Genomic DNA, 24,196 nt, shown 5'->3' with positions numbered 1-24,196 from the left:
GGTGATTTAGTCATAATTCTATGCGTTGGCTGGGACCAATCTAGCTTGCCGTGCTTTCTTAACCAAGTCAGAACGGTAGATCGCCCTTGAATACCATATATCTTTTGAGCTTGTTTATAGGTCATGTCGCCTTTTTCAACAGCATCTACAACCTGCAATTTAAAGCCCATTGTGTAATCGCACTGACTGCGCTTATGATGCGTGGGGGTTGATGTGTCCATAATAGGTCCTCAATATGTAAACCTATTTCAGGACGGGACATTGTGAATAAAAAGGGCTGCTTTTGCAGCCTTTTTTAGTGTCTGTTATTTACACTTACAAATCATCGAACATATTACGCAGGCTATTTAAGGTAGCACGCCCTCGCTGCTTATTAACTTCTGGATTTTTCTCACCGTTGCCTTCTATTTCTAGATCCTCTTGCGGTAACTCGTCTAGAAAACGGCTCGGCGCACAGTCTAATAACTCACCAAACTGTTTACGTTGTCGTGCCAGTGTTATTGTTAAAGTGCGTTTTGCCCGCGTAACGCCTACGTAAGCCAAGCGGCGCTCCTCTTCAATATCGCCATTTTCTATGCTGTTACGATGAGGTAATAACTCTTCTTCCATTCCCATCAAGAAAACATGCGGAAACTCCAAACCTTTGGACGCATGCAATGTCATTAATTGCACTTTATTGGAGTCATCTTCCTCTTCTTGCCTATCTAACATATCAATTAAGATAATACGGGCAATCGTTTCTTCGATACCTGCTTCAGGGTCATCTTCTTGTAAGCGTTCTAACGTACTTTTCAGCGAGTCGATCAGAAAGAACACATTTTGCATGCGTGTTTCGGCCACTTTATCACTGGATGCGTTTTGCCTTAGCCAGCCTTCGTAGTCAATATCGTAAACGAGGTCCTTGATCGCTTGTATAGGGTCAGATTCATAACATTGGCGATATTTTTCATGCAACCAACGCGTAAACTGCCTTAGTTTTTCTACTGCGGCTGCCGGAAGGACTTGCTCTAACCCTATTTCATCACATGCATCAAAAAGACTAACTTGTCGCTCAGACGCGTACTCGCCTAACTTTTTGAGTGTGCTGGGGCCGATCTCTCGGCGAGGGAGATTAATGATCCGCAGAAAAGCATTATCGTTATCGCGGTTAACCAGCACTTTCAGGTAACACATCAAGTCCTTGATCTCTGCGCGGGCAAAAAAGGATGTACCACCCGATAATTTATAGGGAACCTGAAAAGCTTGCAGTTTGATCTCTAATAAACGCGCTTGATAGTTACCACGGTAGAGAATGGCAAAGTCGCTAAAAGGTGTATGTTTACGTAAATGCTGATCAAGAATTTCAGTAGCGATACGCTCACATTCCGCATCTTCATTACGGGTGTGGATAACCCGAATTGGGTCGCCCGGGCCCATTTCACTCCACAAGGTTTTTTGAAATACATGCGGGTTATTAGCGATTAGCGTATTAGCCGCTTTTAGGATACGACTGGTAGAACGATAATTTTGCTCAAGCTTGACAACTTTAAGGCTGGGGAAATCGACTTGCAGCTGCTCAAGGTTTTCTGGCCTTGCACCACGCCACGCATAGATAGACTGATCATCGTCCCCTACTACCGTCAATGCACCGCGATGCCCAACTAGCTGGCGAACCATACGATACTGGCAAAGGTTGGTATCCTGGTACTCATCTACTAGCAAATAACGGATACGATTTTGCCAACGCTCAAGAACATCAGGGTGCTCATCAAAAAGCTTAACGGGTATTTGTATTAAATCATCAAAATCAACAGCATTATAAGCACTTAAATAGCTGTTATAAGACTCATAAGCCCGTGCTGCCAGAATCTCTTGCGGACCGACCGCTTGGGCTTCTGCTGTCTCTGGACTTACCATCTCATTCTTCCAATTTGAGATCATATTTCTGACAGAATCTACCTGATCGCTATCTTCATCATTATGCAGCATCAAATCTTTGAGGAGTGCTTTACTATCTTGATCATCGAACAGAGAGAAACCCGACTTCAACCCCAGACGTTTATGCTCTTTGCGAATGATATTCATGCCTAAATTATGGAATGTAGATACAGTCAGGCCCTTGCCTTTGCCTTGCAGAATCTGCCCTACCCGTTCTTTCATCTCACGCGAAGCTTTATTGGTAAACGTTACAGCCGCAATATGCTTAGACTCAACGCCACACTGCTCCACAAGGTAAGCAATTTTTCGTGTAATTACGCTGGTTTTTCCTGACCCTGCGCCGGCAAGAACTAGCAAAGGACCACTGATAAATTTCACAGCTTCGTTCTGTCTAGGATTTAATTTACTCATTTAACTAAAAAGCCACCAAACGTTTGATAATTAATCATTAAATTCTCATAATGCTAGTAACAAAACGATGTTCAAACACTTGTTTGCCACCAAGAAACTTCGTGTTACAGTGAGTGTATGAAATCTGTTGTACCATTATATACAAACTAAACTGTCGGAACTGTTAGGTCTACATCATTACTATAAAGTAGATAGCCAATAATATTCGACAATGCGGTATCCAAGCATAATGCCTATTAATATCCTTATATTATCTCCTCGCTCAAGGATGAGGGACATATTGGAATCGCACCTTATTCAGCAAAATTTGGAGCTGAGTTTCGTTGCCACCCTCCATGAGCTATTTCTTCGTTTTGAGGAGATGCACCCTAATACCATTATAATCTGTACCGGTGTAAAAGATGTACTTTCATCGCTAGATACTTACTCGCCACTTACTAAGCAACAGCATACGCCAATAGTGCTCGTAGACGAGCACATCACAGAAGAAGATGGCATTCAATTACTCGCAGCGTCATTCGATGATTTCATTTCTCTTGATGACGCCACAGGCGATACTTTTAGTCGCAGCATTAGGTTGCTGACTCAAATTAATCAAAAGAATACAGAATTAAACGCAACACATAATACGGACCTATTAACATCACTAAAAAACCGGTCCTGCTTTTATACACATCTTCAATGTGAATTAGATCACATTTTGCTCAATAACGAAGCCCTCGCACTGGTTAGTTTAGATATTGACAATTTTAAAGCCTTTAACCAACGTATGGGTTATGCCGCAGGTGATCAAGTCCTCCTCGACCTTAAAAACCGCCTCCTTAATTGCGCACGCCATTTCCCTGTATTTAGAACAGGTGCTGATGAGTTTTTTATCATTATTACGGCAGCTACTATTGATTCAGCAAAAAAGGAAACGAGTCAGTTACTAGAGGTCATGGCCGGTTTTTTGTTTTCGAGCTTCAATATTGCCAATCAAGAAAATGTACTTGGAATCAGCATTGGTGTGACTTTTTCTTCCGAAAACGCACTCAATGTTGATACGCTAACGAACCAAGCAAACCAAGCCCGTAGCCGAGCTAAGCGAACCCACGGTTGTAGCTTTTCTATCTACGAGCCAGATAAAGATCAAGCACCGCCTTATGCAGGCTTATTAGAGTCAGATATCTGGACAGCCTTAAAAGAAGAACAGTTTGAGCTTTATTATCAACCACGTATTGACTTGCATTCAGGTGAAATAGTGGGAGCTGAAGCGCTAATGCGTTGGAACCACCCATATCACGGCTTAATTATGCCAGATGATTTTATTCCTATTTCGGAGCAGACCGGGCAAATTGTCCCTATGGGCTTCTGGGCTATTTTCCAATCGGGAAAAGACCTTAAATCTATTCAGGATGCAGGGTTTAACCTGACCAAACTAGGCGTAAACTTATCCTTCAGACAATTTCAGGATGATCATTTAGCACAAACGATCCATCGAATTATCGATAAAGAAAACATAGACACACAGATACTAGAATTTGAGCTTACTGAGTCAGCACTCTTCAGCGATGATCTGCATGTTCAAAACAGTATTGGAAAACTCAGTAAAATAGGTATCGACTTTTCATTAGATGATTTTGGTACGGGCTACTCTTCTTTTGCGCTTTTACAAAAGCTGCCCATTAGCACCTTAAAAATTGATCGCTCTTTTGTTGCTAGGTTACCAGATAGTACGGATGACGCTGAAATTGTCCGAGCTATTATCAATTTAGCTCACAATCTTAACATGGGCGTTGTTGCAGAAGGTGTTGAGACAAAACCTCAGTTAGAGTTTCTTATTCAAAATGGATGCGACCAAGTACAAGGTTTTTTCTTCAGCCCGCCGGTGCCACTAAAAGCATTTATGAAAATGCTAAAGAGTGACTAGCCAGCCCTTCTCTAAACCCAAGTGCTTCCATTAAGTCACTACTTTCTACTTTTTCATTACCATTCAAATCAGCAATAGTACGCGCTACTTTCATGACTCGGTGGCATGCACGTGCCGATAAACCAAAGCGCGTTGCTGCCGTAGCAAGTAGCTGTCTATTTTGGTCCGTTAACTGGCAAATAGCATCCAGCGACTGTGCCGCCAACACGCTATTACGACAGGATTGACGCTGATACTGTAATGCCAGTGCCGATGAAACCCGACGAGAAACCTCCTCACTAGATTCAGCTTTAGATTCATCCAGCTTCAAAAGTGTTTCAGCGGGCAATGCTGCAACGGTAACAAACAGATCAATACGATCTAGCAGTGGGCCAGAAAGCTTTTCTTGGTAACGACGTACTTGGTCTGGTGTACAGCGGCACTTGCCCGAATTATCACCCGCATAGCCACAAGGACAAGGGTTCATTGCTGCGATAAGTTGGAACCTTGCGGGAAATTCTGTTTGCCTAGCGGCACGGGAAATCAATATTGACCCTGTTTCTAAAGGCTCTCGCAGTACTTCTAACACCTTACGTGAGAATTCAGGAAGCTCATCCAGAAACAAAACACCTTGGTGCGCTAAAGAAATCTCACCAGGGCGCGGATGACTGCCTCCACCCACTAATGCAGCAGCCGATGCGGTATGATGCGGGGCACGAAAAGGGCGCGTACCAAGGCAAATGCTATCAACCGGCAAACCTGCAACAGAATAGATCGCCGCTGTTTGTAAGCGTTCCTCTTCGATCAGAGGCGGTAATAAACCCGGCAAACGTGCTGCCAACATACTTTTCCCACTTCCAGGTACACCACTCATCAGTAAATTGTGCCCACCCGCCGCCGCGATCTCCAATGCCCGCTTCGCTTTAATTTGTCCTTTCACGTCCGATAAATCATTTACACTTGCCGTAACAGGTATATCAGCCGGTGTCGGCTCTGCACTTTTAAGCTCTTTTTTGCCCGCTAAAGCAGCACATATATCTAATAAGTGCTCAGCAACGCGGATATCAAGCTCGCGTACTAATGCAGCTTCAGAACAATTTTTTGTAGGTATCCACAATGCACGGCCTTGCTTTTTGCAAGCAACAGCCGCTGGCAAAACCCCGGTAATACTTCTTAACTCTCCAGAAAGCGCCAATTCCCCTAATAACTCGACACCGTCAAGCGATGTATCAGGGAGCTGGCCTGATGCGACCAAGATACCCACAGCTATCGCTAAGTCATAGCGGCCACCTTCTTTAGGAAGATCTGCTGGCGCAAGGTTAATAGTGATACGACGTTGAGGAAATTCAAACCCAGAATTAATAATGGCACTGCGCACCCTTTCTTTACTTTCACGCACAGCCGCTTCAGGCAGACCTACTAGCATAAGCGCAGGCAAGCCTGCCGACAGGTGAACTTCTACAGTAACAGAAGGCGCGGCCACGCCTAACTGAGCGCGGGTGTGAACAATGGCAAGTGACATAGATCCTTCCTTGGATACAAAAACACAGGGTATAACTATATTTTTTCTAACACTAATTGCTCAAATAGCAACTCCACACTTAATAGACTCCCAAAGTAGTCGCCTTGCATATAGCCAACACCTTGATGAGACAACTGCATACGCTGCCCAGCGGATTGCACACCACCAGCCGCTAATGCGATATCAAGGTCAGCAGCGATATCCGCTAGTTTTTCTAACTTTCTACGGCTTTTAACATCTGCCTCCATCGATTGCACAAGTGAGGCATCTAACATGAGTAACTGCGGTTCTAGCTCTTTTAACTGCTGTATAGGCGGTAAATAATCATTTAAGCCACTCAACACAATAGAAAAACCTAGCGCTTCTAAATCAAACAGCACGCCTTCATGGTCACGTGTTTCAATAGCATCTACTTCCAACAACACCTTTTTACGTATTTCTTTAGATAACGTCAGACGGGTTGTCATAAACTCCATGAAGGAAGGTAATTCCAGTACATCAGGCGGAATTCGGACAATAACGCCTTGGAAACTCTTTTGTTGTGATAACTGCTGCAATGGAGTTTCAAGCTGATTAAATATCCAACTCAAATAAGTATGCCAACCACTATCGCCTTCTAGCATCTGCGTTAGTACATGCTCTTCTGAACCGATGCATGGAACACCTTGCAGTAAAGGCACTAATTGCGCGCCTTCAATACGGTGGCTACGTACACCATAAACCGGGCGGTAACCCAACTCTATACTTTGATAATCTGGCTTAATCAGTTGCGCCAAATCTTTAAGGTTCAGCGCTTTGCGCTGTCGAAGAGGATCGTACAAGCGCACACCATTTGTTCCAGAGCGTGATAATGCTTTTAGTGCCTGGCTTGCAGCCCCGAGCAACTCACCGGCATCATTTGCCTGCAGAGGAGCCAAAGCAACACCGACAGACGCACTTAGATGAATTTCTCGCTGATCTATGCGAATCCCATATGACAACTGTTCTATAAGGCGATGCGCCACACTCACAGCAACTTCTGCTTTATCTATATTCGACAATTGAATGATAAAAGCATCATCATTCGCACGAAAAAGAATATCGTCCTCTCGTAATGTCGTGAGCAAACGACTCGCTAACTCTTCCACTACAGTTTCGCTGGCCGTTTGACCCAGTGAATCTTGAATCCATTGAAATTTTTCCAACCCCAGCTTCAACAACGCCACTTGCTTGCCTGCTTTATTGGCGCTGCTAATTTGAGCATTTAACGCCACTTTAAATAGAGGGACGGGGGAGTCGTTAGTTGCTGTAATAAGTTGTTCGTAAAGTAGCGGCTGCTTTACTGCCCGCTCAGCATTCAATACAAAATGCTGTGAGGTTTCAATCCACATTAGACGACAGTCATATAAGGTGTGCGCATCAAATAATGCCAGTACTGCTTCTGCCATACCAGACTTACACGCGCTTGCGCAAAGCTCTTGTAGCTTAGCAGCGCTTGTAGATAAATGTAGCGTTTGCAAACTTTGCCCCGCTATAGACGCTACCGACTGCCCGCACAAAGCAGCAAATTCTGGTGTGCTATAAATATAATGGCCCGCTGTGTCGATCCACGCTAGGTTACATCTCATTATTTGTCCCTTTGAATGAAAACCTTATTTACACTGTGCACTTTCATCAAGCCTATATGGGGCACATAGTTTAGATTAGTCTGTTTTTTTATCTGTGCTTTCCTGAGCGTCAAGACGGCTCTCAATTTCAGCTAATACTTTTTCTAGCTGTTCTACTTTTTCTCGCGTACGTCCTAAAACGATTGCTTGTGCATCAAATTCATCACGCGTAACCAAGTCCATTTTACTAAGCGCAGATTGCAAAAACACCTTTACTTGCTGCTGTCCAGGGAGGTCTGCGCCACCATTGAAAGTGTTCATCATCTGTGAGAACTGCGTCGACAAGCCTTCTATAATTTTTTCATTCATCTTAACTAACCCTATTGATAGAAAATTTAAATCTCGTATTTTGTATCCACTATAGCGGCTGAAACCTTTTCCTTCTATTACTGCGCTTATACTTTTCATCTCACCCACCTTCCAATACCACGCACCAAAGAAGTGCGCGCACAACAAATGAGCACGTTAACTTCTCAATTTTTATATAAAAATACGAAATTTCGTTAAAAAACAAACGAAATACCACCTAACCATTTGTTTTAAAAAGACTTAACAAAATAAGGCACAAGTTTCGCTATAGGGAAGATAACTTACTAATAATCATCGGCACCAAAATAATGCCAATGAACATATAGCTAACTATAGGGAGACACCCCATGAAACTAATTTCGGCGATTATCAAGCCATTTAAATTGGATGATGTACGCGAAGCACTTTCCGAGATCGGTGTACAGGGTATCACCGTCACCGAAGTTAAAGGTTTTGGCCGCCAGAAAGGCCATACCGAACTGTATCGCGGTGCTGAATATGTTGTCGATTTCTTACCTAAAGTACGTATTGATGCGGCTATTTCGGATGAAATGACTGATCAGGTAGTGGATACCATCAGTCAAGCAGCACAAACCGGAAAAATTGGTGACGGTAAAATTTTTGTCATGCCACTGGAACAAGTCGTACGCATTCGTACGGGTGAGTCAGGTAACGACGCACTGTAAACCGAATTAAGTATCGAGCCTGACGGAGGGCAGATGTGATGGAAGAATTATTAAATACAACAGCGGGTGATCTAGCCCAGCTAAAATATGCAGTAGATACTTTCTACTTCTTAATATGTGGTGCTTTAGTCATGTGGATGGCGGCTGGTTTCGCCATGCTGGAAGCAGGCTTAGTTCGCGCAAAAAACACCACTGAGATTTTGACCAAGAATATTGCGCTGTACGCTATTGCCTGCACCATGTACTTGCTATGTGGTTATTTCATTATGTACAGCTCAGATGCTGGCGGTATATTGCCAAACATTGGCGCGTTAATTGGTGACGAGAACAGTGTTGATGCAGTTCTAGCCGGCGGCGATGATGCACCTTATTACTCTTCACGTTCAGACTTCTTTTTCCAAGTCGTTTTCGTAGCAACGGCGATGTCTATTGTCTCAGGTGCTGTCGCTGAACGTATGAAGCTTTGGGCATTTTTAGCTTTTGCAGTCGTCATGACAGGTTTCATCTATCCAGTTGAAGGTTACTGGACATGGGGTGGCGGCTTCCTTAGTGAAGCAGGTTTCTCTGATTTTGCAGGCTCAGGTATTGTCCACATGGCAGGTGCTTCTGCAGCACTAGCTGGAGTACTCGTACTTGGCGCTCGTAAAGGTAAATACGGGAAAAATGGATCTATCAATGCGATTCCTGGTGCTAATCTACCGCTGGCAACACTAGGTACATTTATCCTTTGGATGGGATGGTTTGGTTTTAACGGTGGATCACAGCTAAAACTATCAAATGTAGAAGACGCTAACGCCGTTGCTCAAGTATTCCTTAATACCAATGCGGCTGCAGCCGGTGGTTGTATTGCTGCTCTTATTGTTGCCCGCCTGCTATTCAAAAAAGCAGATTTAACCATGGCGCTCAATGGTGCACTTGCTGGACTAGTCGCTATTACTGCTGACCCCTTATCACCTACTGCACTAGGCTCTACGGTAATCGGCGCTGTCGGCGGGGTCATCGTCGTATTTTCAATATTGACGCTAGATAAAATTCGCATTGACGATCCTGTGGGGGCAATATCAGTACATGGTGTTGTGGGTATCTGGGGACTGCTAGCGGTACCTTTGAACAATGCAGATGCAGCCTTTGGAGCACAGCTATTAGGTATCGTATCTATCTTTGCTTGGGTGTTCATCGCTAGCTTGATTGTCTGGTCTATCCTGAAAGCGGCTATGGGTATTCGCATCAGCGAAGAGGAAGAATACGAGGGAGCGGATATCGCTGAATGTGGTATGGAAGCTTACCCAGAGTTCAAGTCAGCAGGAAAATAACGAGTAACATCAGTAAAACCTCACTAAAAAGGGTGCTTCGGCACCCTTTCTGTTTTACACCCAGACAATGCGTAACTTAATAAATGTGGGTATACTGACGCCAGCTTATTTGAGTATGCTCGACAGTCGGTAACGATAATCGACACTAAAAGGAGACATCTATGAAACTTGTTAGCGCGGTAATCAAGCCCTTTAAATTAGACGACGTACGTGAAGCATTGTCTGATATTGGTATTCAAGGCGTAACGGTTACTGAAGTTAAAGGTTTTGGCCGCCAGAAAGGCCATACCGAACTCTATCGCGGTGCAGAATACGTTGTCGACTTCTTACCCAAAGTAAAAATTGAAGTCGCTATCGATGACGATATGCTTGATCAAGTCATCGAGGCCATTAGTAAAACAGCAAATACCGGCAAGATTGGCGATGGCAAAATCTTTGTAATGCCTCTAGAGCAAGTCATCCGCATTCGTACAGGTGAAAGTGGTCCAGACGCTTTGTAACACCATTAGCGTGAAATATTAAAGCACCTAATTAGGTGCTTTTTTAATGCCTCAATAAAAGTAGAAACATAGAGACGCTTTCATTGACATGAATCAGCGTATCAATAAGCGTAAACCCTATACTATCCCTTTTACGCCTCTGGATACTCTATTCCCATGTACTTTCTATGATCAAAGGCAATGATACCTCTCCTGATCACACATCCTTGGTCAACAACATCTTCAAGCCTTTTAGTGATGCTAAAATTGCTGTTGCCTGCATCCAAAGAAATGGGGACTTCTTACTAGTTAATCGCACCTTCGCTGACACCCTAGGCTATGACTCTCAGCATCTTTCAGGAGAATCATTTTTACTGTTATGCGAAAAGAAACTACACAAGTGCACACTAACACGATTAGCTGCTCTGTTTGATGAGCAAATTGACAACTACAAACTAAAACGAAATTTACTAAAAAAAGACAACGCATTCTTTACAGCATCGGTCTCTGTATCTGCAATAAAGGACGATGCCAATAAAACTATTGCTGCAATCATTATTGTTTCAGAAATTAGCGATAGTATTGACCAATTACTTGAAATCAAAAAGCTTTCTTATGCTGTTGAGAATAGCGGAAGCGCAGTGATGATCACTGACGCTAACGGCGCTATTGAATATGCCAACGCACGATTGAGCGATATAACTGGTTATCCGCTTGATGAACTACTAGGCAACACTCCAGCAATATTGCGCTCTGGGCAAACGTCCGATGAGACATATAAAAATTTGTGGAGCTGTATTCTTGCTAACAAACCTTGGCGTGGCTCTTTAATCAACCGCAAAAAAAATGGCTCATTTTATTGGGCTTATCAATCCATCGCCCCCATTATCGACAAAAGCGGTTCGTTAATAAGCATTGTTTCTGTCAGTGATGATATATCGCAAATTAAAGAACATGAAGGTCAGATGGAACAGCTGGCCTTTTTTGATCCGTTAACAACATTAGGAAATCGGCGCAAGTTTAGGGACGAACTCAATCGCCTTATCGCTACTCCTGAGACACTAAGTAGTGCTTTATTTTTACTCGACCTAGACCACTTCAAGCAGGTTAACGATACCTTAGGGCATGATGCAGGTGACCAGCTGCTGATTGCTGTTGCAAACCGATTACGCTTTTGTAGCAATGAGCACTACACGGCATTTCGCCTTGGTGGTGACGAGTTCACCCTGCTGGTTACTCAGGTCAAAAATCCAAGCACGCTTGAACATTTAGCGGCAGAAGTTATTGAGCTACTTGCTCAACCGCTTCAAGTTGGCTCACACGAAATCACCATTACTGTAAGCCTAGGAATTACGCTGATACATACGGATGGCGATGAAGCTAGTGACCTGTTAAGAAATGCAGATTTAGCCATGTACGAAGCAAAACGCATAGGCCGTAATACATTTGCCTTTTTTAAACCACATATGGATTTTGAGTCAAAAAGAGCCTTATCTCTTGAGCTTGATCTTCGTCACGCCATCGAACATGAAGAGCTATCACTGGTTTTTCAGCCTTTAATAGACTTACGCACGGGGAGAATAACGGGGTTAGAAGCACTGACACGCTGGCACCACCCCATTGAAGGCGACATCCCCACTACAGAATTTATAAAACGCGCAGAAGAAACAGGACTGATTATACCCTTAGGGAAATGGGTACTGAGAAAGTCTGCCATGTTGATGACACAGTTACACCTAGCTGGATATCCCTACCTTTCACTTTCAATCAACATCTCTCACCTCCAGCTCAAAGGCTTCTCTTTAATAACAACACTACATGACGTATTACACGAGATGCCTTTTTTAGCAGAAAAGCTAACACTAGATATTAGTGGCAGCCTGTCACTGCACAACACTTCACAGATAGTCGATGCGATGCAGCAGATTAAAGGTATGGGGGTCGGGCTAGCTTTAGATGACTTTGGGACTGATTTTGTTTCACTAGAGCTGCTACAGAAAATGCCTATTGATTATTTAAAAGTGGATCTGAGCTTTATCCAAAAACTACCTAACGATCACGACAGTGCTGTTATCACGTCAACCGCTATCATGATGGCAAAAAAGCTTGGTATCACAGCACATGCAGAAGGCATCGCATCCCAGGAACAGCAACAATTTTTATTAAGCCATCACTGCTTCTCAGGGCAAGGCAACCTTTACAGCGCACCGTTACCTATTGATGAGTTGTTATGCGCTCTTGATGAAAACACCGGAGTGTTCACTGACAAACAAATTTTTGTCCCGGATGATAAGCACTTACAATAATAACCACCCCACAGTATTAACTAGCAGATAACGGCAACTCAATAGTTACACATAACCCATGGTCAGAACCGTTGGCTGCCCAGATACGCCCCTGCAAACGCTCTACAGCACGTTTAGCAATACTCAAACCTAAGCCAAACCCTTTTACATTACCATTATGGCGAAAAAACGGCTCAAACAATGATGCTAATGCCGACTCGCTTACACCCTCACCATAATCACACACACATACTTGGATATGTTTATTTCCCACCAACACTAATGACACATCAACAGCACTATTCACCTCTGTGTGCTTCAAAATATTACCCAGAACATTGCTAAGTGCACGTGTAAACAGCTCAGGATTACCTTTACACAAGGCAAAAGCGGGTAAATTATTCTGCACCGTAATGCGTCTTTCTGCTTGCGAAAACTTAAGGTCATCTAACTCTTGCTGTAATACTTGTGCAACATCAAAATCACTATCTTGAGTTTCTAAGTTATCTAGCCGGGCAAGCGATAGAACTTCATCGATAAGCTTGCTCAAACGCTCACATTCAAGGTTCATCCGCTGGGTAATTTTACTATCGCGCCCCAGTTGTTGCTCTGCCAGCCCTACAGCCGCTTGTAAACGCGCTAATGGCGCACGCAGCTCATGCGAGACATCCTGTAATAACCGCTGCTGGCCTTGCAATGTGTGTTCTACATACGATGCCATTTGATTGAACTCGCGCGCCAGCGCACCAATTTCATCACCACGTTTTAACAGCGTAGGCTCTACACGTACACTAAGTTGCCCCCCATGTAACTGCTCCACATACTCTCTCAACTTATTAACAGGCCTGACAACAATGACCGTCAATAGCAAACTAGCTAATGCCGAAGCAATGAGCACTAAGACAGCTTGAATAGAAAAAAGAAATGCCTGCAATCGAGAAAAGTGACTGCTAATAGGATCCAACATGGCTGTAATAATGTATGTTTTTCCAGACGCAGAGATCAGTTCGAACGATAAAGGAGTATCCAGTGTATTAAATTGTTTTTTCCCAAAAACCAACTCCCCTTGAGCGGTTCTTATTTGCAGGGGAAGAAACCTAGGAGGTTTATTAAACCGATGGTGATCCGATTTTTTTTTGTCATGATCTCGCCTCGATTCTCTGGGCAAGCGTGAAGCCCCCATTTCAAAACGGGTAATAATTTTTTCAGCTTGTGCCCGTGCTTTATATTCAAACACTTCTGCGAGCTTATCTCGTTCTGTTATTTCTCCCACCACCAAAACAGTAACCAAAATAACACTTAAGCTAGCAAGCCAAAAAGACAGGAATATTTTCCAGAATAAGCGCTTAAAAAACTTCATGCACTATCTCTCACGAGCAGATAACCCTCTCCTCTGACCGTTTTAATGAGATCTTGTGGACCAGCACAAGATGCTATCTTTTGTCTGACACGGCTAACATGCACATCAATAGCTCTATCATATGCGGTGAGTGGGCGGTGCAAAACTTTCTCTGTAAGTTCCGACTTACTCAGTATTTCACCTGGTCGCTGCATAAACTGGTACAACACATTAAATTCAGCACTTGTCAGATCGACTACACGCGTATCAATCAATACTTCTCGCTTAGAGGGATCTAGCTCAATCTTTCCATGTTTAAGAATATTCGCAACACTCGGTTCAGGTTGCTTCGCTCGGCGTAAAACAGCACGGATACGTGCCAGCAGCTCTCGTGGGTTGCAGGGTTTGGACAGATAATCATCAGCTCCCATCTCTAACCCCAGAATGCGATCAATATCTCCGCCGCGTCCAGTAAGCATAATAACGGGAAGCTGAAAGCCTGGTCTCAACTGCTGCAAAAGCTCTAATCCAGACATTTCGGGCATCATAATATCGAAAACAGCAAGGTCGAAAGCATCCTCTGTTTGTAAGCGCTCTAATGCATTCATAGCACTATTAGACACACTCACCCTCACACCTTCTGCTTCAAGGTAATCAGACAGTAACTCCGTTAATTCTTGGTCATCATCAACTAACAAAATATGACTCACACCCATACCCTCAACTCCACGCTATCTATGTGCTTATTGTAGCCTTCAAAAAAGCCTCTACGTTAAGCCTTTACCTAACTTTACACCCTCTCAACCCAACTTTGCATTTACTCGGCGCACAATAGCTCCATCAATTTAAAACACCGGAGACACACAATGAAAAAGCTAACTATTGCGCTGCTCACTTTACCCGCACTACTCGTTGGAACTACTGTCATTGCAGGCATGCAACATGATGGGTTTAGCAAATGTGATCGTGATGGCAAGATGGAGAAGCATGCTCAAAAGGATCGCTCTAACTACATGGTAAAAAAAATGTCTAAGAAGCTTGGGCTAAGTGATTCACAACAAGAGGAAGTTCAAAAACTTTTTTCTAGCAAACACGAACAGCGCCAGGAGATGCACACCCAAATGCGCACCTTACACAAGGCAACACGTGACTTAGACCCAAATGCTGCTGACTACGACCAGCAACTGGCTAAAACAAAGAAAGCAGCCGCCAACATGGCTGTGAGCAAGATAGAGCAGCAAGTATATATGAAAGCTGAAATGGCAAAAATTCTAACCGCAGAACAAATAAGCAAATTTGAAGACATGCGTGCACGCTTTGGAGAAGGGCGTGGCAAACACCACTAAAAAGATTACGAGAAACAGCAGTCATAAGAATAAACACAACTCACTATACTATCCCAACAAAAAAGCCCGGACATTTCCGGGCTTTTTATTATGTACTAGACAACGAGCTATTCAGTTATGCTTTCTCTGTTTGAGATTCTTTCGCTTTATCTTCTACTGGATCAGCAAAAATAATTTCATCAGCTGGGTCATGCTTACCTAGCAATCGCGGACGCTCAATCAAGAAGTACAATACCAACCCGATCACTACAGCAAACACTGTCGATTTTGGATCAGGCATTGCGAGTGTTACGGCTACAATACCTGCAACACCACGCTCAGTTGAGTTCTTCAACTGCTCCATTCCAACCATAATACAAATATAAGCAGTCAATACGAGCGTGAGTGAAAGAGCAATAGGAAGAACGGGTTTGAACAAGGTAACTAACGGCAATATAAACAATGCCACTAAGCCAGTAATCCAGAACGTACCGCCACCACTATAGATTGAATCCATTGCCTTGCGACCCATTGCATAGCGCTCAGCAACAGTAGCATGAGCAGCTGTCCATAGAGGACCAGCCAGTGCAGGCCAAGGAGCTAAGAATGCATGCATACCATTACGCAAAGCAGTGACCAAATGAACGCGGTCTATGTCAGTCTCAATTTTCTCATCATCACGTATATGGTCTACACGCTTCACCAGCGTAAAACCAACAATAATGTCACCAAAAGCAATTACATAAGCGATTATTGCTGTTGGTATAGCCAACAAATAAACGTCCCAATCAGGGAACCCTGTCGAAAATACCAAGTAATCCAACATCAGTGTAAAGTTTGGATCAGTAATGCCCCATTCAATCTCTGGCATTGGGTATTCACCCACACCCCAACCAATAACCATAGCAATTAGCATTCCCGGCACCATACCGAAGTTAGCAATCTTTTTAGCTAAGGGGTTACTGTCGAGAACATTTTTAAATGACAGAGAGAACAACACATAAGCAGAGATAATTGAACCGAAAATCAGCGAATACGGGGTTGCATCAATACGCCCACCCACTTTTAACTCACCCATCATTGCGGCTATACCTGCACCAATGATTATTCCTGACTTCAAAGAGTTAGGAATAACATCGACCAGTTTAGAGCCCCAACCGGTCATACCCAGTATTAAGAAAATTAGCGTGACTTCGATTTGCAACGCGAACAACGCTTTAATCGCCTCTGGCCCAGGTTCAAAGCCGTTAAGATAAAGCAATACAACCGGTATCGCCGGAGTAATCCAGCCGGGTACTAATGGCACCCCCAGCATTGCTGGTAAAATGTAACCCACCCCAGCAATAAAAGTGAACGCCAAAGCAGCCTCATAAGGCATACCTAAATATTTTTCTAGCAGCGGGATTATTGCCAACCCCACTACAAACATCACTAATCCCTGAATAACCTCAGGCATCTCAATGCGGTAATGAACACCGGGCAAACGAATTTTGAAAGGTCCAAACCCCCAATATGGTTGTTCTTCACCATGAGTTCTTTGTATAAGCGCCATACACTTCACCTAGCAAGATTTTGGCTCATCACTCCCAAACAACCCCTACTAGTTATTCCGGATGACATAGAGCTATTAAAACCTCGCTACGTTATGCTTTTGCAGTGCAACAATCGATACCTACAGCGGATACTTTAGTATCGAATTTAAACTAAAGTATTACGGGAACAACCTTATTTTTAGTATTTTTATACATTAACTATTAATATTCAATTAATTTTTATAGATATATATACTTACTAAAGAACAATGAAACCATAGATCTTCAAACGACACATTAATCAGTATGTAATACCTATTAATGTGCCGCGTAAAAATTAAACTTTAAACTTACCTAGTTCTGCATCCTGACGCGCTGTTAATTCAACCATAGAGGCACAGCGCTGCTCCTGAGTTTTAGCGCCATTTGAGACTGACTGGCTAATATCACGAATATTTGTGGTATTACGGTTAATTTCTTCAGCTGTTGCACTCTGCTGCTCAGCTGCTGTCGCAATCTGAAGGATCATCTGATTTATCTCATGAATACTATCGCGTATCGTCCCTAGCACAGCATCTGCTTCACTCGAAGCAACCTGAGTATCACTCGCCTTTTGGCGACCATTGAGAATAATATTTTCAGCATTACGCACACCCAGCTGCAGCTGATGAATCATGCTTTTTATTTCTTCTGTCGACTGCTGAGTTCGTGATGCAAGCGCTCTTACCTCATCTGCTACGACAGCAAAGCCACGCCCCATATCGCCTGCTCGCGCCGCTTCAATAGCCGCGTTTAGTGCCAATAGGTTAGTCTGATCAGCTATACCTGTTATGACTGTAAGAATTGACTCTATGTTATCGCTGTATCCAATAAGATCGTTGATTGTCTGAACAACATCATCCATCTCGCTCGTCAGCGAAGCAATTGAGCGAGTCGTTTTTGAGACAACCTCTACCCCCTTCGTTGCAGCCACATCGGCCAAATGAGCAGAATCAGCGGCATGCTGAGCATTGGAGGCAACATCTTGTGCTGTTGCTGACATTTCATGCATCGCGGTAGCCAGCTGATCCAATTCAAATAACTGAGTTTCCAGATTTCCCGATGCTTCTGATGCTGATTCAGCCGTCAAATCTGTATTGGATTGAACATCCTGAGAAAGTGTCTTCACTCGACCAATCAGACTCTGTAAGTATTCAACAAACTGATTGAAGTCGGCCGATACTTGGCCAAATTCATCTTTACTCTCTACTGATAAGCGCTTGGTAAGATCACCCTCCCCTCTATTGATCTCTAACAAAGACTCACGCAGCTTTTGTAAAGGCAGTAACTGACGGGATACCGTAATGTACAATGCAAGTGAGCACAGAAGCGCACTCAACACGGTTCCTATAAGCGCCGCCCAACCGAAACGACTCGCACTTGCCATCACTAGGCTTTTATCCAACACCACACCGATATACCACTCGCTGCCATACAAGCCTTTTAGTTGGTGAAAAGCGGTAAACATCACTTTCCCCTTTACTTCTGCTTCTTGCAGGGTTTCAGATAGAGCAGGTGCGCCTCCCTCAAACAACTCAGAAATAGACTTACCGTTTAAGGTTTCGTCTGGATGACTAATTATATTGCCCTTACTGTTCAGCAAAAACGCATACCCTGTGTTACTAAAATTCAACGTATTAACCGCATCTGATACTGCTTTAAGACTTAAGTCACCGCCAAATGCTCCTTTAAACTCACCTTTATCATAAAAATTTGCAACGGCGGAAATCAGAATATCGTTGGTGGCAGCATCAGCATAGGGGTCAGTTAAAACCGCTTGCTTATGGTTCTTCGCGTAGGGATACCATGGTCGCTTCCTTGCATCCCAGTTCTTAGGGTTCCAAGAAGGGTCGTTCGTAATGCGTTGCCCATCGCTCTCCAAACCACCAAAAATCAGAATAAACTCTTTTTTTAGCAGTGGTGTATCGAATGTCTGCTGGACAGTTGTTCCATTGAAATTCTCATTCATTACTTCTGACATCATATCTATCAGAACCAATTTACCATTGAGCCAATTTGTTACTTGTAGACCTAAAGCTTCCGTAGCTTCGTTGGTGCTTTGAGCCGTTTTTTCATACAAGGCGTCACGCACTGAGCTGTACTGTAACCACGAAAAAACGGTAAATGCCAAAACAACAATAGACGACGCTAAGAGCGCAACTTTATGTGACACTTTCATGTTTTTGATCTCTGTAATAATTATTATTATCCACGTGATGCATAATAAAAAAGCACCTTCTATAGACTAAAGTATAGACGTAAAATTAAAGATCAAAAAAATAAGTTTACCGAGCATATTCGCAAATTTACTGGCAGGAAAAATAACGTAATTAGAAGCAGAGAAAACAACGAAAACGTAGCAATTTATACGTAATTTCCACTAAAGAAGAGAGAGAAAAGGCAGATTAGCATAAGAAAAAAGGAGCCGCGGCTCCTTTCTTAGAACAAATTATTATATCCAGATTTTATTCTGTTTTTTCAAACATTAGATCCCAGATACCATGACCAAGCCTTTCGCCGCGTCTTTGGAACTTAGTCACCGGGCGCCAGTCCGGTTGTGGAGAATATTGGCCGTCACCCATTTTGTTCTGATAGCCTTGTGCAGCACTCATGACTTCCATCATGTGCTCAGCATAATTCTCCCAATCTGTTGCCATATGAAAGTAACCGCCAACTTTTAGCTTTTTACGAATACTCTGCGCAAAGTCGGACTGCACTATACGGCGTTTATGATGACGTTTTTTATGCCAAGGGTCGGGAAAAAAAAGCTGTAGCGTATCTAAACTATTATCCGGTACACACTGCTTAAACACTTCAACAGCGTCTTCAGCATATACACGGATATTAGTCAGTCCCTCTTCATTGGCATTACTTAGCAAGCGACCAACACCAGGACTATGCACTTCGATACCAACAAAATTCTTATGAGGTTCACGGCTGGCCATCTCCAATAGAGAATCACCCATACCAAACCCAATTTCTAATACAACAGGCGCTTCACGACCAAAGACCTCATTGAAATCCACAGGGCCGTCTTTAATTTCTAGGCCCATAACAGGCCACACTTCTTCCAGTGCTTTTTCCTGTCCTTCTGTAGTTCTACCGGCACGTTTTACAAAACTTCGTACCGTACGCATGTGCTTCTTTTCTTCTGTCATTACCGCCAACTATTTTTGAATGTCTAACCAATACAAGCTTAATTAGAAACCTAACTAATGCTTACTTAACCAATAATACCATCGAGTGGAGATGAAGCACTGGCATACCGTTTACGTGGCATTCGACCTGCTAAAAATGCTTCACGCCCTGCTTCAATGGCTTTGCGCATCGCCGATGCCATCAATACAGGATTATTTGCACCAGCAATAGCTGTATTCATCAAAACACCCGCACACCCCATTTCCATTGCTATTGCTGCATCTGATGCAGTGCCAACACCGGCATCTACCAAAATAGGCACATTAGCCGCTTCCATAATGAGCTTGATGTTATGTGGATTAAGAATACCTAAACCAGATCCAATCAGTGAGCCTAATGGCATAACAGCGATACAGCCCATTTCTTCCAACTGCTTGGCAACGATGGGGTCATCATTTGTGTACACCATTACTTTAAAACCATCTTTAACGAGCGTTTCTGTCGCTTTGATAGTTTCCACGATGTTTGGGTACAGAGTTTTTTGGTCACCCAATACTTCCAGCTTTACTAGGTCATGCCCATCCATTAGCTCACGTGCCAAACGGCAGGTACGCACAGCCTCTTCAGCGGTGTAGCAGCCAGCTGTATTGGGCAAGATGGTATATTTATCTGGAGTGATAACGTCTAGTAGATTTGGCTCACCAGGATTTTGGCCGATATTAGTACGGCGCACTGCAACAGTAACAATTTCTGCACCGCTGGCTTCAATAGCCTCACGCGTTTCATCAAGGTCTTGGTATTTACCCGTACCGACCAATAAACGCGAGCTATACTGCTTCCCTGCAATAACCAATGCATCATTCAAATCTGACATTTATTCAGTCCTTAATTCTTTTGTAAAACAATGTATTCGATTACGACAGCAGGTTTTTAGCCACCGCCAATCGCATGAACCACTTCTACTTTGTCGCCAGCATGTAACTGGTGCTCCCCATGCTGGCTACGCGGAATAATTTCTTGATTTACTTCAATCGCAATACGTTGCTCTTGCAAGCCCAGCGTGATGACTAGATCGTTCAGGCTTGCACCTTCTTCTAGGCGAGTTGCTGCACCATTGACTTCAAATTCCATCAAATACTACCTTTTATCCAGAGTAATAAAATTCCAAGCCAGCATTAACCAACCCGCAATAAACGCTAAACCACCTACCGGCGTGACTATACCTAACCAATGAACACCTGAAAATGCTAGCAGGTATAAACTCCCACAGAACAGCACTATGCCAGCAAAAAATGACGACGCACTTAATTTTAACAAGGCTGTTGATCGCTGTTGGAGCAGCAAGCCTACTAGCAGTAATGCTAGCGAGTGATAAAACTGATACTGCACACCCGTTTGCATCACCGCCATTAACTTGCTACTGAGAATGTCTTTAAGTGCATGTGCAGTAAAAGCACCCATCATCACAGCGATAGCGCCACTAACACTCGCAACAATCAAACATAAACGTGCATTCATAATGCTATCTCAAAAATAAGGGCAAGATTATAACACCGATTAATTACTGTGCTTTAAAAACGACAAAGCCGCCCATAGGCGGCTTTGTTACAACACGAACAAACCGTTCGTCAACTAGGCTGGCTGTAAATCCTGACCTATCGCTGACTTTAACTTCTTCATTGCATTTTTCTCGAGTTGGCGAATACGCTCTGCAGATACACTGTATTTAGCCGCCAACTGGTGCAATGTTGCTTTTTCTTCCATCAACCAACGCTGCGCAAGAATGTCCCGACTACGATCGTCTAGCGATTCCATCGCGCCGCTTAAACGCGCCTGAGAATCTTGTTCCCAATTAGCCGCTTCAAGCTGCTCTGCGGGGTCTGCTGAATGGTCTTCCAAATACTGCACTGGAGCCAAATAGCCCACTGCATCGTCATCATCGCTGCCAGTTAGGTCAAAAGAGGTGTCAACAGATGCCATACGGCCTTCCATTTGACGGACAACTTTCTCATCAACACCCAAGTCACCAGCAATAGCCGTTACTTCATCACCATTCATCCAGCCCAAGCCTTTCTTCTTGGAGCGCAGATTAAAGAACAGTTTGCGTTGCGCTTTAGTGGTGGCAACTTTAACAATACGCCAGTTGCGTAGAATGTATTCATGCATTTCTGCTTTGATCCAATGCACAGCAAAGGATACCAAGCGCACACCCATACCTGGGTCGAAGCGTTTAACCGCTTTCATTAGGCCAACGTTACCTTCCTGCACCAAGTCACCTAACGGTAAACCATATCCAGAATAACTACGGGCAATATGTACAACAAAACGAAGATGAGATAAAACCAGCTGACGTGCCGCTTCCAAATCACCTTGGTAATACAGACGTTCGGCCAGTGCACGCTCTTCCTCTACACTTAGCACAGGGATTGTGCTAATTGTCTGCACATAAGCGTCCAGGTTTTGCCCTGGCGTAATATGTTCGATGAGTTCTAAGCTTTTACGCATTAAGTCGTAACCTCGTTGTTGTATCTAAAAATCTATACCTAAAATCAACTTATTCACAATAATCCACAAATAAGACGTTGAATCTTACAAATAGTTCCCCAAAAAATAAAGCCCCGGCCCTTAAATAACAAGGTACAAAAATGCACCAGTGTGTTCACAAAATCACTTTAGCTCGGTTCTATTTCACGCAGATGACGGCGAACGGCTATCCATGCGCCCAACCAGCCTAGTAAAACACTCATAAATAGCAAGAGCGCAGACCCCGAAAAACCTAATCCGCTCAATTGAAACTGGCTACGATACAGCTGCGCTAATTCTTGAGCGGGTGTCTCTAACATTAGCCAAGCCACTTGCACGATTAACCATGCACAAAGCGCACCTAACAAACCATACCATACACCCGTATAAAGAAATGGACGTCGCACCCATGCATCTGTAGCTCCGACCAACTTACTGACTACAATTTCGTCTCGACGGCTCTCTATCTCCATTTTTATGGTATTACCAATCACCAGCAGCACAGCCAGCCCAAGTAACACACCTAAAACAAAGACAGCGCGCTTGGCAACGGCCAACATTGCATCTAAACGTTGCAACCACTCTAAATCCAATACCGCCTCATTAACCTCAGGCAATGCTTGTAAGCCCGCACGCATGATCCCCAAATCAGCAACCAAACGTGATTTGGGCAATAAGACCACCACGGCAGGTAACGGGTTATCATTCATGGCGTCTAATATATCGCCAAAACCAGAGTACTTTTTAAACTCCAACATGCCTTGTGAGCGACTAATAAAATCAATAGCGGCTATATCATCTCGTAACAACAAAGTTCGGCTAAAGCGATCGGCATCTTCGTCAGTTAACGAGGTTTCCAAGTACAAGGACAAACGCGCTTCACCTTCCCAACCTTGCGTAAGGTTCTGCACGTTAGATAACACTGTAAATAAAAAGCCTGGTAACGTTAGAGCAATGGCCAGCACCGCAACCGTCATAACCGTGGCGATAGGCGTGCCTAGCAGCTTCGTTAAAGCATTTTTACCTACGGCCATATGATTACGCATCCAGCTTTCACTATGGCCTTTAAGATCAACCTTATGCTGTTCTGCACCACGCTTACTCGTTGGTTGTGGCGTTACTGTTGTCGTTCTTGACGGCTGAACACGTTCAGCGCCTCGCTTTTTATCCATCTGCGATCAGCCTCCCGGATTTCAATGTCAGCATCCGGTGACGCATACTCCTGATCAGTGACAAGTCATGACTGGCAATCAAAACGGTAGTCCCTACGCGATTAAACTGCTCGAACAAGCGCATAATTTCTTCTGATAGCTGTGGATCAAGGTTACCGGTAGGCTCATCGGCCAACAGTACCTTTGGTTTATGCACAATAGCTCTGGCAATACCCACCCGCTGCTGCTCACCACTTGATAATGCTCTAGGGTTCATTTTTTCTCGATTAAGCAAGCCAACTTTATCTAGTGCAGCACGTACACGTCGCGCTGCATCCGCAGGAGAATAGCCACAAATTTGCAACGGCAAAGCAACATTTTCAAATACACTTCGATCAAATAACAGCTGGTGATTTTGAAAAACCACGCCAATAGAGCGACGCAAGAAAGGGATATCATGGCGACTCAATTTACCAAGCACTTGATCACCTACTTGAATGTGCCCAGCCGTCGGTTGCTCCATAAGCATCACTAATTTAAGCAGGGTACTTTTCCCGGCACCTGAATGCCCTGTTAAAAATGCCAGCTCACCGGTATTCAATGTAAAACTCACATCTTTGAGGGCATCATAGCCTTCATCGTAATGCTTACTGACATGTTCAAACTGAATCATGATGCTGTTGGTCTATCCTT

Annotated in this window: 22 protein-coding genes; 6 read left to right on the top strand and 16 right to left on the bottom strand. The window is 43.7% G+C overall.

Annotated features, from left to right (window positions below):
* On the bottom strand, positions 1–221 hold a 221-nt coding region (locus G511_RS0104130), incomplete at its 3' end, for a helix-turn-helix domain-containing protein (RefSeq protein WP_028468514.1).
* A 94-nt stretch (positions 222–315) separates the two neighbouring features.
* On the bottom strand, positions 316–2,328 hold the full coding sequence (gene rep / locus G511_RS0104125; protein WP_028468513.1) for a DNA helicase Rep: 2,013 nt from the start codon (positions 2,326–2,328) through the stop codon (positions 316–318).
* Between the two features lie 280 nt (positions 2,329–2,608).
* Here rep and G511_RS21730 point away from each other — a divergent pair, with 280 nt between their 5' ends.
* On the top strand, positions 2,609–4,237 hold the full coding sequence (locus tag G511_RS21730) for a putative bifunctional diguanylate cyclase/phosphodiesterase (protein ID WP_051221525.1): 1,629 nt from the start codon (positions 2,609–2,611) through the stop codon (positions 4,235–4,237).
* Here G511_RS21730 and G511_RS0104115 read toward each other — a convergent pair.
* The 3 genes from G511_RS0104115 to G511_RS0104105 form a co-directional block, all read right to left on the bottom strand.
* The gene (locus G511_RS0104115) at positions 4,212–5,738 is read right to left on the bottom strand and encodes a YifB family Mg chelatase-like AAA ATPase (protein ID WP_028468512.1); all 1,527 of its coding nucleotides are present in this window, start codon (positions 5,736–5,738) and stop codon (positions 4,212–4,214) included. The two genes, G511_RS21730 and G511_RS0104115, sit on opposite strands and share 26 nt — an antisense overlap.
* 35 nt (positions 5,739–5,773) lie before the next feature.
* Positions 5,774–7,345: a diguanylate cyclase domain-containing protein gene (locus tag G511_RS0104110; protein ID WP_028468511.1), complete on the bottom strand. Its 1,572-nt coding sequence runs from the start codon at positions 7,343–7,345 to the stop codon at positions 5,774–5,776.
* Positions 7,346–7,420: 75 nt separating this feature from the next.
* Positions 7,421–7,693, bottom strand: a complete 273-nt coding sequence (locus G511_RS0104105; RefSeq protein ID WP_028468510.1) for an accessory factor UbiK family protein — start codon at positions 7,691–7,693, stop codon at positions 7,421–7,423.
* A 347-nt stretch (positions 7,694–8,040) separates the two neighbouring features.
* Between G511_RS0104105 and glnK (G511_RS0104100) the strand changes: the two genes are divergently transcribed.
* From glnK (G511_RS0104100) to G511_RS0104085, 4 genes are all read left to right on the top strand, one after another.
* Positions 8,041–8,379: a P-II family nitrogen regulator gene (glnK, locus tag G511_RS0104100; RefSeq protein WP_028468509.1), complete on the top strand. Its 339-nt coding sequence runs from the start codon at positions 8,041–8,043 to the stop codon at positions 8,377–8,379.
* A gap of 38 nt (positions 8,380–8,417) precedes the next feature.
* Complete coding sequence (locus tag G511_RS0104095) at positions 8,418–9,692, top strand: ammonium transporter (RefSeq protein WP_028468508.1); 1,275 nt, start codon at positions 8,418–8,420, stop codon at positions 9,690–9,692.
* A gap of 161 nt (positions 9,693–9,853) precedes the next feature.
* Positions 9,854–10,192 (top strand): P-II family nitrogen regulator, encoded by a 339-nt coding sequence (gene glnK / locus G511_RS0104090; RefSeq protein WP_028468507.1) that lies wholly within the window; start codon positions 9,854–9,856, stop codon positions 10,190–10,192.
* Positions 10,193–10,359: 167 nt separating this feature from the next.
* Positions 10,360–12,477, top strand: coding sequence for an EAL domain-containing protein (locus G511_RS0104085; protein ID WP_028468506.1), 2,118 nt, complete (start codon positions 10,360–10,362; stop codon positions 12,475–12,477).
* A 16-nt stretch (positions 12,478–12,493) separates the two neighbouring features.
* On the opposite strand, the gene G511_RS0104080 is transcribed toward G511_RS0104085, so the two are convergent.
* Together G511_RS0104080 and G511_RS0104075 are read right to left on the bottom strand one after the other, a co-directional pair.
* A complete protein-coding gene (locus tag G511_RS0104080) occupies positions 12,494–13,816 on the bottom strand; it encodes a sensor histidine kinase (protein ID WP_028468505.1) in 1,323 nt (440 codons plus the stop codon).
* Positions 13,813–14,511, bottom strand: a complete 699-nt coding sequence (locus G511_RS0104075; protein ID WP_028468504.1) for a response regulator transcription factor — start codon at positions 14,509–14,511, stop codon at positions 13,813–13,815. Before G511_RS0104075 ends, G511_RS0104080 begins: the two co-directional genes overlap by 4 nt.
* Positions 14,512–14,661: 150 nt before the next feature.
* Here G511_RS0104075 and G511_RS23745 point away from each other — a divergent pair, with 150 nt between their 5' ends.
* Positions 14,662–15,141: a Spy/CpxP family protein refolding chaperone gene (locus G511_RS23745; RefSeq protein ID WP_028468503.1), complete on the top strand. Its 480-nt coding sequence runs from the start codon at positions 14,662–14,664 to the stop codon at positions 15,139–15,141.
* Between the two features lie 115 nt (positions 15,142–15,256).
* Here the strand turns inward: G511_RS23745 and G511_RS0104065 are convergent, their stop codons facing one another.
* From G511_RS0104065 to ftsE, 9 genes are all read right to left on the bottom strand, one after another.
* Positions 15,257–16,672, bottom strand: a complete 1,416-nt coding sequence (locus tag G511_RS0104065; RefSeq protein ID WP_028468502.1) for a solute carrier family 23 protein — start codon at positions 16,670–16,672, stop codon at positions 15,257–15,259.
* A gap of 317 nt (positions 16,673–16,989) precedes the next feature.
* Positions 16,990–18,870, bottom strand: a complete 1,881-nt coding sequence (locus G511_RS0104060) for a methyl-accepting chemotaxis protein (RefSeq protein WP_028468501.1) — start codon at positions 18,868–18,870, stop codon at positions 16,990–16,992.
* Positions 18,871–19,156: 286 nt separating this feature from the next.
* Complete coding sequence (trmB, locus tag G511_RS0104055) at positions 19,157–19,849, bottom strand: tRNA (guanosine(46)-N7)-methyltransferase TrmB (RefSeq protein ID WP_036551111.1); 693 nt, start codon at positions 19,847–19,849, stop codon at positions 19,157–19,159.
* Between the two features lie 65 nt (positions 19,850–19,914).
* Positions 19,915–20,703, bottom strand: coding sequence for a thiazole synthase (locus tag G511_RS0104050; protein WP_028468499.1), 789 nt, complete (start codon positions 20,701–20,703; stop codon positions 19,915–19,917).
* Positions 20,704–20,759: 56 nt separating this feature from the next.
* Positions 20,760–20,960: a sulfur carrier protein ThiS gene (gene thiS / locus G511_RS0104045; protein WP_028468498.1), complete on the bottom strand. Its 201-nt coding sequence runs from the start codon at positions 20,958–20,960 to the stop codon at positions 20,760–20,762.
* Between the two features lie 6 nt (positions 20,961–20,966).
* Positions 20,967–21,347, bottom strand: a complete 381-nt coding sequence (locus G511_RS0104040; protein WP_028468497.1) for a DUF423 domain-containing protein — start codon at positions 21,345–21,347, stop codon at positions 20,967–20,969.
* A 114-nt stretch (positions 21,348–21,461) separates the two neighbouring features.
* Positions 21,462–22,334, bottom strand: coding sequence for an RNA polymerase sigma factor RpoH (gene rpoH / locus G511_RS0104035; RefSeq protein ID WP_028468496.1), 873 nt, complete (start codon positions 22,332–22,334; stop codon positions 21,462–21,464).
* A 167-nt stretch (positions 22,335–22,501) separates the two neighbouring features.
* Positions 22,502–23,524 carry a permease-like cell division protein FtsX gene (gene ftsX / locus G511_RS0104030; RefSeq protein ID WP_028468495.1) on the bottom strand — a complete coding sequence of 341 codons (1,023 nt, stop codon included), beginning with the start codon at positions 23,522–23,524 and terminating at the stop codon, positions 22,502–22,504.
* Positions 23,517–24,176, bottom strand: a complete 660-nt coding sequence (gene ftsE / locus G511_RS0104025; RefSeq protein ID WP_028468494.1) for a cell division ATP-binding protein FtsE — start codon at positions 24,174–24,176, stop codon at positions 23,517–23,519. Before ftsE ends, ftsX begins: the two co-directional genes overlap by 8 nt.
* Positions 24,177–24,196: the final 20 nt, after the last annotated feature.

It is taken from the genome of Neptunomonas japonica DSM 18939, assembly GCF_000422765.1.
GTDB lineage: Bacteria > Pseudomonadota > Gammaproteobacteria > Pseudomonadales > Balneatricaceae > Neptunomonas > Neptunomonas japonica.
This window is presented reverse-complemented; position numbering and strand designations above follow the sequence as displayed.

Coding starts and splice junctions, on each gene's coding strand:
- rep (WP_028468513.1), bottom strand. CDS start 2,328: ATGAGTAAATTAAATCCTAGACAGAACGAAGCTGTGAAATTTATCAGT.
- G511_RS0104115 (WP_028468512.1), bottom strand. CDS start 5,738: ATGTCACTTGCCATTGTTCACACCCGCGCTCAGTTAGGCGTGGCCGCG.
- G511_RS0104110 (WP_028468511.1), bottom strand. CDS start 7,345: ATGAGATGTAACCTAGCGTGGATCGACACAGCGGGCCATTATATTTAT.
- G511_RS0104105 (WP_028468510.1), bottom strand. CDS start 7,693: ATGAATGAAAAAATTATAGAAGGCTTGTCGACGCAGTTCTCACAGATG.
- glnK (WP_028468509.1), top strand. CDS start 8,041: ATGAAACTAATTTCGGCGATTATCAAGCCATTTAAATTGGATGATGTA.
- G511_RS0104095 (WP_028468508.1), top strand. CDS start 8,418: ATGGAAGAATTATTAAATACAACAGCGGGTGATCTAGCCCAGCTAAAA.
- glnK (WP_028468507.1), top strand. CDS start 9,854: ATGAAACTTGTTAGCGCGGTAATCAAGCCCTTTAAATTAGACGACGTA.
- G511_RS0104085 (WP_028468506.1), top strand. CDS start 10,360: ATGATCAAAGGCAATGATACCTCTCCTGATCACACATCCTTGGTCAAC.
- G511_RS0104080 (WP_028468505.1), bottom strand. CDS start 13,816: ATGAAGTTTTTTAAGCGCTTATTCTGGAAAATATTCCTGTCTTTTTGG.
- G511_RS0104075 (WP_028468504.1), bottom strand. CDS start 14,511: ATGGGTGTGAGTCATATTTTGTTAGTTGATGATGACCAAGAATTAACG.
- G511_RS23745 (WP_028468503.1), top strand. CDS start 14,662: ATGAAAAAGCTAACTATTGCGCTGCTCACTTTACCCGCACTACTCGTT.
- G511_RS0104065 (WP_028468502.1), bottom strand. CDS start 16,672: ATGGCGCTTATACAAAGAACTCATGGTGAAGAACAACCATATTGGGGG.
- G511_RS0104060 (WP_028468501.1), bottom strand. CDS start 18,870: ATGAAAGTGTCACATAAAGTTGCGCTCTTAGCGTCGTCTATTGTTGTT.
- trmB (WP_036551111.1), bottom strand. CDS start 19,849: ATGACAGAAGAAAAGAAGCACATGCGTACGGTACGAAGTTTTGTAAAA.
- G511_RS0104050 (WP_028468499.1), bottom strand. CDS start 20,703: ATGTCAGATTTGAATGATGCATTGGTTATTGCAGGGAAGCAGTATAGC.
- thiS (WP_028468498.1), bottom strand. CDS start 20,960: ATGGAATTTGAAGTCAATGGTGCAGCAACTCGCCTAGAAGAAGGTGCA.
- G511_RS0104040 (WP_028468497.1), bottom strand. CDS start 21,347: ATGAATGCACGTTTATGTTTGATTGTTGCGAGTGTTAGTGGCGCTATC.
- rpoH (WP_028468496.1), bottom strand. CDS start 22,334: ATGCGTAAAAGCTTAGAACTCATCGAACATATTACGCCAGGGCAAAAC.
- ftsX (WP_028468495.1), bottom strand. CDS start 23,524: ATGGATAAAAAGCGAGGCGCTGAACGTGTTCAGCCGTCAAGAACGACA.
- ftsE (WP_028468494.1), bottom strand. CDS start 24,176: ATGATTCAGTTTGAACATGTCAGTAAGCATTACGATGAAGGCTATGAT.